Genomic DNA, 14,064 nt, shown 5'->3' on the forward strand with positions numbered 1-14,064 from the left:
CGACGCTCCTTATCAATTACCGTCAGCACCGAACCTTAGACGCAGATTCTGCAGGCCGTCGAGCTCCATGCGCATCTCGTCCGAGAAGATCGGGTGGCCCTGAAGACGAATGGTGACCGTGGCATCGGCGCCGCGGTAGCCGACTTCCGCGCTTACCGTGGCTTCGTTGCTGACCGGGGCCATCGGGTCGTAGTCGATGCGCTGTACCTCCAGGGCAGTGAGTCCTCTTGCGTCGAGCTGTTCGTCGATGGCCTGCCTGACGACGTGGCCGTAGTAGAGGTAGAGCCCACCATAGGCCAGGGCGGCAATGAAAAGCAGCGAGATGAGTCGACCCAAGTGTTTCTCCTTACCATAACGATATCGGTATGTCGGGTTAGGCTTTGCGCTCGTCGCGTGTCGACGCCAGCAGCACCCGGTCCATTCCCCGCGTGGTGAGCAACCGCTTCAGCACGCAGAACAGGTGGGTAGGCAGGGTGACATGATAACGCGGCCTGGGCCGCCGGCTCTCCAGGGCATGGACCAGCTTGTCGACCACGGCATCGGGGCCCAGGGTGAAGGCACCGCCTGAAGACCCCTTGCTGCCGGTCAGCCGGGCTTCCACGGTGCGGTAGGTGTCGCGGTGGTAGCTTCCGGTGGTGTCGATGTTGGCCTTGAAGGCGCGATGAGAGTTCTCACGGAAGCGGCTGGCGATGGGGCCGGGCTCGATCAGGCTGACATGGATGCCGCTACCGTACAGCTCCTGGCGCAAGGTGTCGGTCAGGCCCTCCAGAGCGAACTTGGAGCATACGTAGGCCCCGCGGTAGGGCAGGGCGGCGAACCCCAGCACCGAGCTGTTTTGCACGATACGTCCGTATCCTTGTTCGCGCATGACCGGGATGATCCGCGTGGTGAGTTCGTGGGTGCCGAGCAGGTTGGCTTCCAGTTGGGCGCGAAGCACGTCACGGGTGAGGTCCTCCACGGCACCCGGTTGGCCGTAGGCGGCGTTGTTGAACAGAGCATCGAGTCGTCCGTCGGTGCGTTCCAGCACCCGTTCAACGCAGGCGGAGATGGATTCGCTCGAGGCCAGCTCCAGGGGAAGGGCCACGAGCCCCTCACCGTGTAGCCTGTCGAGATCCTCCTGGCGGCGGGCAGTGGCAAAGACCCGCCAGCCGCGCTTTACTAGGGCGTGTGCCGCGGCATGGCCGATGCCGCTTGAGCAGCCGGTAACCAGTATGCTTCGCGGCACCGAGCCGGTTCCGGGCATGAGGCCATCGCTCATGGCAGGGGAATCTCGTTGACCTGCTTGGGCACGTGGTAGCCGCGCTGCACCGCCGGGCGGCTGGCGATCTCGACATACCAGCGCTTCACGTTGGGATAATCCTTCAGGTCGATGCGTTGCCACTCGTAGCGCGATACCCACGGCCAGCAGGCGATATCGGCAATGGTATACTCGTCGCCGGCCAGGTAGGCATTGTCGGCCAGGCGGGCATCCAGTACGCGGTAGAGGCGCTTGGCCTCGTCATGGAAACGTTCTTCGGCGTAGGGCGCCTTGCCGGGATTGAACTGCAGAAAATGGTGAGCCTGGCCGAGGAAGGGCCCCAGGCCGCCCATTTGCCACATCAGCCACTCCAGGGTGCGGTAGCGCTGCTCCGGTTCTTCGGGCAAAAAGCGACCGGACTTCTCAGCCAGGTAGATCAGGATTGCACCCGACTCCATCAATACCGTGCCGGTGTCGTCATCACGGATGGCGGGGATCTTGTTGTTGGGGCTGACCGCAAGGAAGGCCGGCTCGTGTTGCTCGCCCTGGGTGATGTCCACGGCATGGGTACGATAGGGCAGGCCGAGCTCCTCGAGCATGATGGAGACTTTGCGGCCGTTGGGTGTGGTCCAGGTCCAGAGGTCGATCATGGCTGTTTCCTTGCGCCTGGGGCAGCATTCTTCGCTGCCTGAGTTGAAGGCTGTCAGAGACCATAGCATCCGCCGGGCGATGGCGTAACGGGCCGTTCCTGCGTTCAGCTTGATTGCGGCCTGTTGCAGCGCCATGATTGGACACTGATCTTCCTGATTGGAGCGGATCCGATGGCAGATTCTTTCATCCTGGGTTGCCCGCACTGTAGTGCCATGAATCGTGTCCAGGGGACTCGTCTTGGTGAAGCGCCCAAATGCGGCAAGTGCAAGCAGCCGTTGTTCACCGGTGAACCCGTCGAGCTTACATCGGCCAACTACCATGCCTTGGTCGAGCGCAGCGAACTGCCGGTCGTGGTCGACTTCTGGGCCAGTTGGTGCGGGCCCTGCAAAATAATGGCGCCAATCTTTGCCGAAGCGGCAGGGCAGCTGGAGCCGCGCATGCGCTTCGCCAAGCTGAATACCGAGGCCGAGCCGGAACTGGCAGGGCGTTTCAACATACGTAGCATTCCTACGCTGATCGTGTTTCGACAAGGCAATGAAGCCGCCCGTCAGCCTGGGGTGCTGCAAGGGGCACAGTTGCGCCAGTGGCTACAGCCTCACCTGGCCCAGTGAGGCCGGCCCGGTGGCCTCACCTGGCCCAGTGAGGCCGGCCCGGTGGCGTTGCCAACACGGGCCGAGCGTATCGCTTCCCGCCAGCTACGCTGAGAAGGTAAGCACCCGCAACAGGAGGCAGCCATGCTTCTTCAAGGCTCCTGTCACTGCGGTGCGGTGAGTTTCGAACTCGAATCGCCGCATCCGTATCCCTATCAACGCTGTTATTGCTCGATCTGCCGCAAGACCGCTGGAGGTGGGGGTTATGCCATCAATCTGGGCGGTGTTTACGCCACGCTGCAGGTCGAGGGCGAATCGAACGTCTCGGTCTATCACGCCGTGATCGATGGAGAACCGAGTACGGGCGAGCGGCATTTCTGTGCGCGCTGCGGCAGTGCCCTGTGGGTTTACGATCCGAGCTGGCCGGAACTGGTGCACCCATTCGCCTCGGCCATCGATACGCCTTTGCCGGTACCACCCGAGCGGGTTCACCTGCTGCTGGACAGCAAGGCCAACTGGGTCGAGCCGGACATCGGGTCGAACGACAAGCGCTTCGAACACTACCCGAGCGAGAGCCTGGCGGAATGGCATGAGCGCCTGGGGCTTGTCAGGTAGCCGGGCGCCCTTGAGAATGGCCGCCGAACGGCTTCAGGCGAGCCGGGCCGATGGCGAGGGGGGAGCATGACGCGGAAACGCACACTTTGGGGGTGGCTAGGGCCAATAGTACTGTTGGCAATGGCCGTCCCAGCCGCTGCCGCTGCACCGGAAGAGCCCGAGATCATCGGCAATATGGTTGGCCTGCTGGACGGAGAGGAGCGCGAATGGCTCATCGTGAGCCAGGACGCCGACTCCAATGCCACTTTCGCCGAACTTGGCGACCAGATTCAGATCGACCTGGTCGGCTTCGTCGATGAGGATGATTGGCGGGTACGAGATTCGCTTTCGCTCAGCATCACGCTGGTCGAGGGAGAAGTGACGAAGTTCGACGTACTGCATCCCATCGGCGCAACTACCATGCCTCCGGTGTTCACGTCAGACAACGCCAGCGTGCACCTGAAGCTGCATACCTTCGAGGTGCAGGGAAGCCAGGCTCACGTAATGGGCAGAGTGGAAGGAATCCTGGCCCTGCAGAAAGAGCTGGGTGAAGCCGCCATTGTAGACGAAGGTATCGGCATATCGGTGGAGTTCGATGCCGAAGCATCCCGTATCGAGTATTGAGCAACGTTTTTTCCGCCTTTCGTCATTGCTGGCCGAGTGTCAGTCGCTCTGGCGTCCGGCGCCATTCATGTATCGTCGACCTCCCTGGCAGGAGGCCTATCCGGAACTGGTCGATGTTCTGCTGGGGCTGGACGATCTCCAGGTGGAGCGTCTGCAGGCCAACCCTTGGCAGAACTCGCCGCTGAGAAACTGGCTTCCGGTTGCCGAATTGGCCGAACTGGTGCGCCTGGCGCCGCTCACTGTCAAGGCCATGCCAATGGAGCAAGCCTGGGCGCAGCATGTGGGCGGCCGTAAATGGAAACAGATCGAGGCCTTCACTCGGCACCTCCACGTGGCCCCGCAAGATGGCCTGCTGGATTGGTGTGCTGGCAAGGGACACCTGTCCCGGGCACTCGCCCACTGCCATGCCGCCGAGGTCATTGCCCTGGAGTGGCAGGCGTCGCTGTGCGAGGAGGGGCGGCGCCTGGCGGCGGCACAGCTGGCCCCGGTGCGCATGAAACAGCAGGACGTCATGGCAATGGAAACCGGCCGCTATCTCACTGCGCAGACCCATGTCGTCGCCCTGCATGCCTGCGGTGACCTGCACTTGCGGCTGCTCGATCTGGCTGCGGCATCGGGTAGCGCAATTACCCTTGCACCGTGCTGCTATCACCGTACTCGTGAAGCCGACTATCGTCCCGTTTCGCGGCGAGGGCGCGAGCTGTGTGACAGGCATTCGCTGCATCTCGAGCGTAGCGACCTGGCCCTGGCGGTGCAGGAAACCGTCACCGCACCACGAGGAGTGCGCCTACGCCGTGAGCAGGCCAACGCCTGGCGGCTGGGTTTCGATGAGTTGCAGCGGGAGTTACGCGGCGAGGATGTCTACCTGCCGGTACCCAGCCTGGCTTATGGCCGCTTGCCCGAGCGGTTCGAGGCCTTCTGCCGATGGGCAGCGAATCTTAAGGGGATCGATATACCTGACTCGCTCGATCTGACGCTCTATGAACGGTCAGGCTGGCAGCGACAGGCCCAGGTAAAGCGTCTGGAACTGGTACGCCACCTGTTTCGGCGACCGTTGGAGACATGGTTGGTCATGGATCGATTTTTCCTGTTGTTAGAGGCCGGGTATACGGCGGAAGTCGGGACGTTCTGCGCTTCGAAATTGACCCCGCGGAATCTGTTAATTCGTGCCAGAAAGGCCTAATCTGTAAGTAGTAGGTCATATCCTGTTTTAGGCTCAGGCCATACCTGCCGCTAAATAGAACGACTATTATAAGACGCTTGTTTCAGATTCCTGGACACTCACGGTCCTTGGCGATTCTGGCGAAGGCGTCGATACGCAAGGGTACCGGCTGTGGACGAAGGTAATTCGACGGCCTCGGGCGATGACGACCTGAGCCGTCTACTCGATGTGCTTCCCCTACCTGTGTTGGTCGCTCGCGATCAGCAGGAGTGGCGGTTGCTCTATGCCAACGCTGCTGCCCGCCGTTATTTCGGGCTTTCCGATGGTATCGTGGACCAGCCACTACTGCCGCTTCTTGGTGATGTCGATCGGCACGCACTCGAGGCCGCGCTGGCAGAGTCGGAGCTCACTGAAATCCGCGTCGCATGCCAGGGCGTCGCAGGTAAGCCTCCTTTCGAGGCGTTGCCGGGCCGTGCCACTTGGCAACAGCAGGAGGCATGCCAACTGACACTGGTTCCGCTGACGGAGAGCTCACGCTCGGCCAGCGAGCCCTTCTATAAGCAGATGTTCAATACCAACCCGGCGATCAAGATGTTGATCGACCCTGTCGATGGACGCATCGTCGACGCCAATGCTGCTGCCGTGTCTTTCTATGGCTATTCGCTAAATGCCCTCAAGCAACTGAAAATCACCGACATCAATTGCCAGAGCAGTGCCGAGGTGCGTGCCAGCATGGCGAGGGCGAAGACCTGCCAACAGCTCTTCTTTGAGTTCCGCCATCGCCTGGCCAATGGCGAGGTACGCGATGTTCGTGTCTATTCGGGACCAGTACATTTTCAAAGCCGGGAATACCTGCACTCGATTGTCGTCGACGTTACTGACGAGAAGCGCTATTGCGCCCAATTGGAGGGCTACAACGATCTGTTCCACGACCTGCCGGTAGGCATCTATCGCCATACGGCAGGGCCGAAAGGACGATTTACTGCCGCCAATCCCGCCATGTTGCGAATCTTCGAAGCGGACTCACGCCAGGCACTTTTTGCCGCCCCGATCACCTCGCTCTACGAATGCCCCAGGCAAATCCACGAGTTCATGGATGATCTCGCGCAGGATGGTGCCGTGATCCGACGACCGCTACGCTTGCGCACCCTCAAGGGGCGCTCCATCCATGCCGAGGTTACCGCCTATCGCAAGACCGCTGTGGACGGCAGTATCGATTACAGCGGTATCGTCGAGGACGTGACGGCGCGGCATGCCGCTCAGGCCAATCAGGACAGGTTGACCCATCTGTTGGACGCATCGCCGGATATCGTCTCGATCGTCGATGCCGACCAGCGAGTCGTCTATCTCAACAAGGCGGGTCGTGAGCAACTGGGCGTTTTACCCGAAGCGCTATCGGAAGCGCTGATAGCCGCGCACCCGCTATGGGCGCGTCGGCTGATCCAGGAGAAGGGCATCCCTTATGCCATCGAACACGGCCATTGGTATGCGGAGACGGCCGTGCTGGGTTGCGATGGTGAAGTTCCCGTCTCGCAGCTGATCATCACCCGCCGTGACGAGAGCGGTAAGGTCGAAAGCATCGCCACCATCATGCGTGACATCAGCCAGGCCAAGCGCTATCAGGCAGAGCTCGAATACCATGCCGGCCACGACCCGCTGACCGGTGCATTCAACCGTAATCGCTTCATCGACCTGCTGGGGCGCGAGCGGCAGGAGGTTCGTCGTGATGGCCGCCCCTTGAGCCTGGTCATGTTCGACATCGACCACTTCAAGCGCGTCAACGATACCTTCGGCCACAGCGTAGGCGATATGGTGCTGGCAAAGTTGGTGCGCACCTGCCATGCGCTGCTGCGTGAAGTGGACGTCCTGGCCCGCTGGGGCGGCGAGGAATTCATGCTGCTGTTGCCAGGCACACCGTTGGCTGGCGCTGCAACGCTGGCCGAGCGCCTGCGTCGGGCGGTCGAAGAGGAGGACTTCGCTCCTGCTCCCTGTATTACCAGCAGCTTCGGAGTTGCCGAGCTGGATCCCGACGAGACGGATACCCAATGCTACAAGCGACTCGACGAAGCGCTTTACCGTGCCAAGGCCAACGGACGCAACCAGGTATGTCTCGCAGAGCCACTCAATGACAGCGTCGAGAGGCGCCAGGTGCAGTAGCCGACTCGCGCAGCCGCAATGGCTCTCAGCGTTTCACTTCAAGATGGATCTCGATGGTACGCAACAGGCGCTGACGGTCGATCCAACCGCTGACATGGCCGTTCTCCATGACCGGGATCTGGTTCAGACCGTGCTCGTTGAGCAGTTGCAGGATCTCGTCGGCCTTGGCGCCGGGAGCGACGTGATACAGCTTGTCGACCGGTGTCATGATGTCAGCGACACGGGTACCTGGCCACTGCGCCTGTTCGACCCGGCGCGCATCGCTGAGCGATACCAGTCCAACCACATGGGAGGTATCGCTACCGACCAGGAAAGCCCGGCGGCCGGAAGGTAGCACATCCTGGGACAGCCACACCTCGACAGGGCGTTGCGCATCCACCAAGGGGACGTCGGCTTCGGCAAGATCACGTGCCCGCACGCCGGCCAGACGCTCTCTTAACATGTACATACGGCCCTGGGCCTGAGTCATGTTGAGCAGGAACCAGGCGATGAGCATGATCCACAGGCCGCCGACGAGATTGCCACCTACCATGTTCCAGACGGCCAGCCCGAACAAGCCGTAGGCGACCAGCTTGCCGCTGGCGAAGGCTGTTTCATTTGCTTTTCTGGCGTTACCGGTCAGCTTCCAGACGACGGCCCGTAAGACTCTCCCGCCGTCGAGGGGAAAACCGGGAATCAAGTTGAAAATGGCAACCAGCAGATTGATCGTCGATAGCCAGCCCAGAGCAACGGGAACGGGCTGATACCAGTGGCTGGTCAGTGCCGCGAGCAGACCGAACGCTCCCGCCAGGAGGAAACTGACAATGGGTCCGGCGATGGCGATCCAGAACTCGTCATCCGCCTTGTCCGGGTCGCGTGTCATCTGGGCGACACCACCGAAGATGAACAGGGTAATGGCGGTGACGAGAACGCCCCGGCGAATCGCCACGAGGCTATGACCCAGTTCATGGGCAACGATAGAAGAAAAGAACAAAAGGGCGGTCACCAAGGCAGTGGTCACGGCGGTGGTGATAGTCCACTCAGGGTATTGGTTCTGAAATCCTGCGCTCATTGTGGTCAGCAAAAGGGCAAAGATGATCAGCCAACTGATGTGGACTTCCAGGCGAATGCCGCGGAAATGACCGATGACCAGTACGGACTTGAACATCGACAACCCTCCCTTTTTGGCTCAGTTTGACTGCTCTGGCTGGTCCAAGCCAAGCAGAACAGGTGGCTGAGCGGGAAATCGCTGTTCAGGGCTCCCCCACGCGCCTATCTTCCTAGGAAGGTAGGTCTCCAGGGAAGGAGGGGAGATGCAGTCGGATCGAATGCATGGGATACGGGAGCTTAATACAGACCGAACGGTGAGACACAGACGCTCGCTCCTGACGATACTGCTGGGTGCAATTACACTGCTTGCGCTGATGGCACTTGCGGGAGGGTACGGGCTGATGCTGTACATGCCGGGAACCTCTTTCCGCGGTGAACCAGCAGCGCTGGGGGAGCAGAGCGAGGCTCTGCGCGAACGTCTCCACTCCCATGTGCAGACTTTGTCGGAGAGGATCGGTGAACGCCATTATTGGCGGCCGGAAGCCTTGCAGGCCGCAGGCGATTATATCGAGCAATCCTTCCAGGCGGCTGGGCATCTGCCACGGCGTCAAGCCGTGCCGGCCGGCAGCCGGATGTTTCATAACATCGAGGTGATCCTGCCTGGCGAGCAAATGGCAGACGAGGTGCTGGTAGTCGGCGCGCACTACGATACGGTGCGCGGAAGCCCGGGCGCCGACGACAATGCCTCCGGGGTGGCCGTGTTGATCGAACTGGCGCGTCTCCTGCAGGATGCCGAACTCGACCGCTCCCTGCGCCTGGTGGCGTTCGTCAACGAGGAGCTTCCCTTATTCGGCAGCAAGGCCATGGGCAGCCTGCACTACGTCCGGCAGGCCAGTGCCGAGGGGATGGATATCGTGGGCATGATCTCGCTGGAGATGCTCGGCTACTTCAGGGATGAGCCCAATAGCCAGGCGTATCCCTTCCCGCTGGACCATTTCTATCCCGACAGGGGCAACTTCCTCGCCTTCGTCAGCAATCTGGAGTCGCGCCGCCTGCTTCACCGTGCCATTGGTGCGTTTCGTCGCCACGCCGAGGTTCCCTCCGAAGGGCTGACGGCGCCCCCGCTGTTGGCCGACATACGCCGATCGGACCATTGGGCCTTCTGGAAGAGCGATATTCCCGCCATGATGCTGACGGACACCGCTAATTTCCGTAACCCTTATTATCACGGCCCTAGCGACACCCATGATCGCCTCGATTACACCACCATGGCCAGGCTTGCCGAGGCGCTGGCGGGCACGCTCGAAGCGATGGCCGGGCGATGAGCCAGCTCGCTGCAAGGAAACGGGCCTCGCCGCTGGCGAGACCCGGAGTGGCGAGCGGAGAGTGCGTCAGGCATCTCCCGGCGCGCTAGTGGTGACGGCTGAACTGACAGTGTGGGCTGTTGCCCATTAGCTTTTCGAACTCATTGCCGCTCATGTGAAGCAGCGTTTCGTGATCGCCGGCATCGAAATAGATGTCGGGCTGGTGGCGCAGCATGTCATCGACATAGACCTGCAGCCCGTACGCTTGCCCGACGGGTATCGTGGCGCCGGGGTCGCAGTCGCGAAAGCGGCTGATGATCTCGTCTTCCGTGGCTAGTTCCATCGGTTCGTCGAAGAGTTGGGATAGGCTGTCCAGGTCGGCATCACAGCTGCTGGGCAGAACGGCGAGCCGATAGCCCGAACGGCCGTGCAGCATGACCGCCTTGGCAAGCTGCTCGCCAGTAATATGGGACTGTTGGGCAACGCGGCTGGCGTTGACTTCATGGGGGTGCTGGACCTCCTCGTAATCGATGTCACAGGCTCTCAAGTATTCCCGAAGTGTTGCCGGAATGGCCATGGCTCTGTCTCCCTCGGCACGGCGGCCGACGTACGCGGGTAAGTGCCTCCTTGCGGCGGTGTGTCCTAGCTTAATCAGCATAGCGCGCAATGGGCAGGGTGAGAGTTTTGTACGGCACTGGCAGGATCGTTGCGTTGATAAGCAATCGGGCATGCAGGCGCTCGTCTAGCCATACTGTGTCTGAGTATCCTGGATTGGTTGGTCAGGCGATGTCGCAGTGAAGGCAAAACGATTGGGTGTCATGGCCGGGATGGCCCTGCTGGCTCTTGCGGCCTGTGGGGATACCACGAGCGAGTCGCGTGAAGCGAGCCTGGCGGTGCTCGTCAACCAGGCCGAGCAGCTCGACGGTTCGCGGGTGGCCACCCAAGGAACGGTACGACATTTCGAGGATCCCCTGCATTACTGGATCGAGGACGAGGACCTGAACCGGATGGAGATATTTCCTCACGAGTCGATCGCCCCCCACTTGGGCGAGACGGTGCGCGTCGTCGGCGATTTCGAGTACTCTCCCAGCAAAGGGCGGCGTTTGACCCTGGAGAGCATCGAGCCGGCCGGAGGCCGCTAGGTTAGAGCAAGGAAACGAGTCGCAGCGAGGGAGCCGCCATGATCGGGCTTAGCCAACGGCCTTTGTTGCCGTCATTGCCCGCCAGAGTTGAGGCCATCGACCTGGCTCGCGGTATCGCCATCGCCCTGATGATCCTCAGTCACTCAGTCAGCGGTCTGCTGGGTCTTCGCCAAGTGCCGGACTGGGGTATGGTACCCGTCCATCTCATCACCAAGTTCTCTTCCTCGCTGTTCATCATGGTGTTCGGTATCGCCCTGGCGGTGGCCTTCCTGTCCAAGGTCGGCACGCCTGACTGGCCGCAGCGGCGGCGCAAGCTGATGCTGCGCGGCCTTGAGGTGCTGTTCTGGTACAAGGCGCTGACCATCGTCGAAATGCTGCCGCTCTTCCCACCCGAAGACATTCTCGATGCGCTGCTCTATCAGCGCTTCGCCATCTGGGTCGAGATCCTCGGCTTCTACGCCCTGGCGCTGCTATGGCTGCCGTGGGTACTACCGTTATGGTGTCGCATGTCGCTGTGGTCGCGGCTGCTTGCGCCGATAGCGGTGGGCATTATTTCGGTAATGCTCGAACGTCATTTCCACTTCTGGGGCAGCGAAATCTTCAAGGCGCTCCTGGTCGAGGATGCCGATCATTACACTTGGGGTCAGCTCTCGCGGCTGCCATTGGTGATGATGGGCCTGCTGATCGGGGAGGCCATCCTGCGTTGGTATGGCGAGCCGGCTAGCCGTCGGCGCCTGGTGGCGTGCCTGGCTGGAGTAGGGGTGCTGTCCCTGGCTGGTTTCGCTACGCTTTCATTCCCTGAATCCTACGAAATGCTGATGGCCGTGGCCTGGAATGACGGCAAACACCCGCCGGCGGTGCCCTTCATGCTGTTCAGCACCGGCGGAGCGCTGGTCATCATGGCACTCTGCCTGCTGGGTGGCCGGTCTGCATCCCTCTGGCTCAAGCCCCTTACCGTGATCGGCAGTGATGCCCTGCGTGCCTTCATTTTCCATATCGTGGCGATCTTCCTGGTGCTGCGCTTGCTGTTGGGTGCCTGGCAGGTCTACAGCTATCCGCAGGTGCTGGGCATCGGCCTTGGCTTGATACTTCTCACTGCGGGCTGGATCGCCTTGATACGCCGTTTCAGAGAGCTGAGTCGATAATGGGTAGGAGATTGGCACGCGCGCTGATGCTGGCGGCCATGGCGGTACCGTCGTTGGCCGCTGCCCAGCCCGGCTGGGCGGAGAATGTCGAGGCCTGGGTGGATCCGCCCTGGGGGGAACGCCTGGAAGCCAGGCTGGCGCTGCTCGAAGCCGGTTTCGACGGCGAACTCGGGGTGCACGTGCGTGATCTCCAAACGGGGGCGCGCTACGGCTGGCGCGACGAAGAATTCTGGTACCTGGCCTCGCTGGTCAAGGTGCTGGTGGCAATCGAGCTGATGGACCGGGTCGAAGTCGGGGATACGGCGTTGGAGGAGCGCCTGACGCTCGCACGTAGCGACTATGTCGACGGTGCCGGATCCACCAACTGGGCAACGCCGGGTAGCACACTCACGCTGCGTCAGTTGCTGGAATCGATGCTGGTCTTCAGCGACAACACCGCAAGCGACATGCTGATGCGACATCTGGGGCTGGAAAGGATCAATGAACGGGCGCGCAGCCTCACGCCAGCTGGCGAAATGGGACCGATCACTACCCTGGTCGACGTGCGTCGTCATGCCTACTCCAACCTTCATCCGGAAGCCTTCGGCCTGAGCGGCATGGATTTCATCGAGCTGCGCAAGCGCAGTGGCGCGAGTGAACGGCTGGCATGGTTCCTTCGACGTCTCGACCTGATCCCGCAAGAGCTGCTGACGCCGAGTATCGACGAGGCTTTCCGGCGCTATTACGCCACCGAACTCAACAGCGGTCGGCTCGACGCCTTCGCCGATGTGCTCGCAGCACTGGCTTTGGGCAGGGCGCTCGGACCGGGTGTCACCGCCGAGCTGCTCGCGGTAATGTCACGTACCACCAGTGGAGAGCGGCGGCTCGGGGCCGGCCTGGGGCGCGACATCCGCCTGGCCCACAAGACCGGCACCCAGCATCGGCTCGCTTGCGATGCAGGCATCGCCACGCAGGGGCAGGGCGATAACGCCCGCCGCGTGGTGATCGTGGCCTGTGTGCGCGGCGAGCTCGACTTGGTCCGCAACGAGCAGATGCTGGCTGCGGTGGGCCGCGCCGTAAGGGAGGCAGGAGCGTTCGGGAATTGAACGGAACTGGTTCAAGCGGGATGGCAAGCTGATTATACGACCAACGTATAACTGCCGTTGCCGTGTTCGAGATTGACAGCCCAGCGGCGCATGTCTAGCCTTCAAACATCGGATGTTACCGGTAACAATCTGCCGGCATTCGACCCCCGAAAGGCTTCCATGCCGTCGGGGAGACGCGACGATGTGCCAACTCACAACGATAAATCGACTGGAGTCCGCCATGACCGCCATCTGGCGCAACACCCTCACGCTAGCCGGTGCTGCTACCCTTTCCCTGGGCATTGCCTATGCTCAGAGCCCCGACCTTTCCGATCCGCCTGCCATCGATGGCGAGGTAGTGGGCGACCACGGCAGCCATACCCTGCGCATGGGTATCGGCTTGGCCGAGAGTTCGCCGCAGTACCTCTCCAGCCAGTACTTTGCCGATATTCTCGAGCAGCGCACCGATGGGCGCATTACTGTCGATATCTTCCCCAACAGCCAGTTGGGTGATGATGTGCAAATGATGGAAATGCTCCAGACCGGTTCGCTGGACATGACCTATCCCTCATCATCGCCGGCAACTACCTATGTCGAGGAACTGGCGGTGTTCGACTTGCCCTTCCTGTTGCCGAATCGGGAGGCGGCCGTTGCCGTCATGCAGAGCGATACCGCCCAGCAGATGCTCGACGGTTTCGAAGGTTCCGGTATCAAGGCTCTGGCCTTTTCCGAGAACGGCTACCGCCAGCTCTCCAACAGCGCACGCCCGGTAGAATCGCCCGAAGATGTGGCCGGCCTCGACGTGAGTGGGCTGACCATTCGTACCATGGAGAACCCGGTTCACCTGTCGATCTGGAAAACTTTGGGCGCGAACCCCACGCCGATGGCGTTCGGTGAGCTGTTCTCGGCCATGGAGCAGGGGGTCGTGGATGGTCAGGAGAACCCCTGGAGCACCATTCTTACCTCCAACTTCCACGAAGTGCAGGACTACGGTTCCGAAACACGCCACGTCTACACCCCGTTCATCATGATGATCTCCGAGCGTACCTGGGAGCGCATGGCGCCCGAGTATCAAGAACTGGTGCAGGAAGCGGCGCGTAAGTCGGCCGAGTACGAGATCCAGCTGGCTACCGAGTATGACGACTGGTCGCGCGAGCAACTCGAAGAGAAGGGCATGCAGATCACCCGTCTCGACGACGAGCAGATCGCCGCTTTCCAGGAAGCCGTGCAGCCGGTTTACGACGAATGGTCTCCCAAGATCGGTGAAGACCTGATCGCCGAGATCCAGGGAATCGTCGACTCCTCCTCCAGCCAGTAATCCTTCCCTCAGACCGATATGGCAGGGCAGGGGGGCTTCCCCTTGCC

At 61.4% G+C, this 14,064-nt stretch carries 15 protein-coding genes; 10 read left to right on the forward strand and 5 right to left on the reverse strand.

From position 1 onward, the window contains the following. Positions 1-12: 12 nt before the first annotated feature. The 3 genes from HNO52_RS08320 to HNO52_RS08330 are packed head-to-tail and all read right to left on the reverse strand — an operon-like array spanning position 13 to position 1,887. The gene (locus tag HNO52_RS08320; protein WP_197568677.1) at positions 13-336 is read right to left on the reverse strand and encodes a hypothetical protein; all 324 of its coding nucleotides are present in this window, start codon (positions 334-336) and stop codon (positions 13-15) included. A 37-nt stretch (positions 337-373) separates the two neighbouring features. Further along, positions 374-1,258 (reverse strand): SDR family oxidoreductase, encoded by an 885-nt coding sequence (locus HNO52_RS08325; protein ID WP_232090664.1) that lies wholly within the window; start codon positions 1,256-1,258, stop codon positions 374-376. Beyond that, a complete protein-coding gene (locus tag HNO52_RS08330) occupies positions 1,255-1,887 on the reverse strand; it encodes a glutathione S-transferase family protein (protein ID WP_197568678.1) in 633 nt (210 codons plus the stop codon). The genes HNO52_RS08325 and HNO52_RS08330 overlap by 4 nt, the downstream gene beginning before the upstream one ends. A 171-nt stretch (positions 1,888-2,058) precedes the next feature. Between HNO52_RS08330 and trxC the strand changes: the two genes are divergently transcribed. The 5 genes from trxC to HNO52_RS08355 all read left to right on the forward strand — a co-directional run bounded on the left by trxC (position 2,059) and on the right by HNO52_RS08355 (position 7,015). Further along, positions 2,059-2,499, forward strand: a complete 441-nt coding sequence (gene trxC / locus HNO52_RS08335; RefSeq protein ID WP_197568679.1) for a thioredoxin TrxC — start codon at positions 2,059-2,061, stop codon at positions 2,497-2,499. A gap of 123 nt (positions 2,500-2,622) precedes the next feature. After that, positions 2,623-3,093 (forward strand): GFA family protein, encoded by a 471-nt coding sequence (locus tag HNO52_RS08340; protein WP_197568680.1) that lies wholly within the window; start codon positions 2,623-2,625, stop codon positions 3,091-3,093. A 66-nt stretch (positions 3,094-3,159) separates the two neighbouring features. After that, a complete protein-coding gene (locus tag HNO52_RS08345; protein WP_197568681.1) occupies positions 3,160-3,696 on the forward strand; it encodes a hypothetical protein in 537 nt (178 codons plus the stop codon). Positions 3,697-3,763: 67 nt separating this feature from the next. Next, entirely contained in the window at positions 3,764-4,879 is a 1,116-nt protein-coding gene (locus HNO52_RS08350) for a methyltransferase (RefSeq protein ID WP_232090665.1), read from the forward strand. A 150-nt stretch (positions 4,880-5,029) separates the two neighbouring features. Continuing rightward, the gene (locus tag HNO52_RS08355) at positions 5,030-7,015 is read left to right on the forward strand and encodes a sensor domain-containing diguanylate cyclase (RefSeq protein WP_197568683.1); all 1,986 of its coding nucleotides are present in this window, start codon (positions 5,030-5,032) and stop codon (positions 7,013-7,015) included. A gap of 25 nt (positions 7,016-7,040) precedes the next feature. Here the strand turns inward: HNO52_RS08355 and HNO52_RS08360 are convergent, their stop codons facing one another. After that, on the reverse strand, positions 7,041-8,162 hold the full coding sequence (locus HNO52_RS08360; RefSeq protein WP_197568684.1) for a site-2 protease family protein: 1,122 nt from the start codon (positions 8,160-8,162) through the stop codon (positions 7,041-7,043). Between the two features lie 292 nt (positions 8,163-8,454). Between HNO52_RS08360 and HNO52_RS08365 the strand changes: the two genes are divergently transcribed. After that, a complete protein-coding gene (locus tag HNO52_RS08365) occupies positions 8,455-9,369 on the forward strand; it encodes a M28 family peptidase (protein WP_232090667.1) in 915 nt (304 codons plus the stop codon). 85 nt (positions 9,370-9,454) lie between these two features. On the opposite strand, the gene HNO52_RS08370 is transcribed toward HNO52_RS08365, so the two are convergent. Further along, entirely contained in the window at positions 9,455-9,925 is a 471-nt protein-coding gene (locus tag HNO52_RS08370; RefSeq protein ID WP_197568686.1) for an aminoacyl-tRNA deacylase, read from the reverse strand. A gap of 241 nt (positions 9,926-10,166) precedes the next feature. Here HNO52_RS08370 and HNO52_RS08375 point away from each other — a divergent pair, with 241 nt between their 5' ends. The 4 genes from HNO52_RS08375 to HNO52_RS08390 all read left to right on the forward strand — a co-directional run bounded on the left by HNO52_RS08375 (position 10,167) and on the right by HNO52_RS08390 (position 14,017). After that, the gene (locus HNO52_RS08375; protein ID WP_197568687.1) at positions 10,167-10,490 is read left to right on the forward strand and encodes a hypothetical protein; all 324 of its coding nucleotides are present in this window, start codon (positions 10,167-10,169) and stop codon (positions 10,488-10,490) included. Positions 10,491-10,528: 38 nt separating this feature from the next. After that, on the forward strand, positions 10,529-11,635 hold the full coding sequence (locus tag HNO52_RS08380; RefSeq protein ID WP_197568688.1) for a heparan-alpha-glucosaminide N-acetyltransferase domain-containing protein: 1,107 nt from the start codon (positions 10,529-10,531) through the stop codon (positions 11,633-11,635). Then, the gene (locus HNO52_RS08385) at positions 11,635-12,720 is read left to right on the forward strand and encodes a serine hydrolase (protein ID WP_197568689.1); all 1,086 of its coding nucleotides are present in this window, start codon (positions 11,635-11,637) and stop codon (positions 12,718-12,720) included. The genes HNO52_RS08380 and HNO52_RS08385 overlap by 1 nt, the downstream gene beginning before the upstream one ends. A gap of 220 nt (positions 12,721-12,940) precedes the next feature. Continuing rightward, a complete protein-coding gene (locus tag HNO52_RS08390; protein ID WP_197568690.1) occupies positions 12,941-14,017 on the forward strand; it encodes a TRAP transporter substrate-binding protein in 1,077 nt (358 codons plus the stop codon). Positions 14,018-14,064 lie beyond the last annotated feature (47 nt).

Source organism: Halomonas sp. MCCC 1A13316 (genome assembly GCF_014931605.1).
Classification (GTDB): Bacteria; Pseudomonadota; Gammaproteobacteria; order Pseudomonadales; family Halomonadaceae; genus Halomonas.

Excerpts from the sequence above, each read along its gene's own strand:
- HNO52_RS08345 (WP_197568681.1), top strand. The coding sequence starts at position 3,160 with ATGACGCGGAAACGCACACTTTGGGGGTGGCTAGGGCCAATAGTACTG.
- HNO52_RS08380 (WP_197568688.1), top strand. The coding sequence starts at position 10,529 with ATGATCGGGCTTAGCCAACGGCCTTTGTTGCCGTCATTGCCCGCCAGA.
- HNO52_RS08350 (WP_232090665.1), top strand. The coding sequence starts at position 3,764 with ATGTATCGTCGACCTCCCTGGCAGGAGGCCTATCCGGAACTGGTCGAT.
- HNO52_RS08330 (WP_197568678.1), bottom strand. The coding sequence starts at position 1,887 with ATGATCGACCTCTGGACCTGGACCACACCCAACGGCCGCAAAGTCTCC.
- HNO52_RS08370 (WP_197568686.1), bottom strand. The coding sequence starts at position 9,925 with ATGGCCATTCCGGCAACACTTCGGGAATACTTGAGAGCCTGTGACATC.
- HNO52_RS08325 (WP_232090664.1), bottom strand. The coding sequence starts at position 1,258 with ATGAGCGATGGCCTCATGCCCGGAACCGGCTCGGTGCCGCGAAGCATA.
- HNO52_RS08375 (WP_197568687.1), top strand. The coding sequence starts at position 10,167 with ATGGCCGGGATGGCCCTGCTGGCTCTTGCGGCCTGTGGGGATACCACG.
- HNO52_RS08365 (WP_232090667.1), top strand. The coding sequence starts at position 8,455 with ATGCCGGGAACCTCTTTCCGCGGTGAACCAGCAGCGCTGGGGGAGCAG.
- HNO52_RS08390 (WP_197568690.1), top strand. The coding sequence starts at position 12,941 with ATGACCGCCATCTGGCGCAACACCCTCACGCTAGCCGGTGCTGCTACC.
- HNO52_RS08360 (WP_197568684.1), bottom strand. The coding sequence starts at position 8,162 with ATGTTCAAGTCCGTACTGGTCATCGGTCATTTCCGCGGCATTCGCCTG.
- HNO52_RS08385 (WP_197568689.1), top strand. The coding sequence starts at position 11,635 with ATGGGTAGGAGATTGGCACGCGCGCTGATGCTGGCGGCCATGGCGGTA.
- trxC (WP_197568679.1), top strand. The coding sequence starts at position 2,059 with ATGGCAGATTCTTTCATCCTGGGTTGCCCGCACTGTAGTGCCATGAAT.
- HNO52_RS08340 (WP_197568680.1), top strand. The coding sequence starts at position 2,623 with ATGCTTCTTCAAGGCTCCTGTCACTGCGGTGCGGTGAGTTTCGAACTC.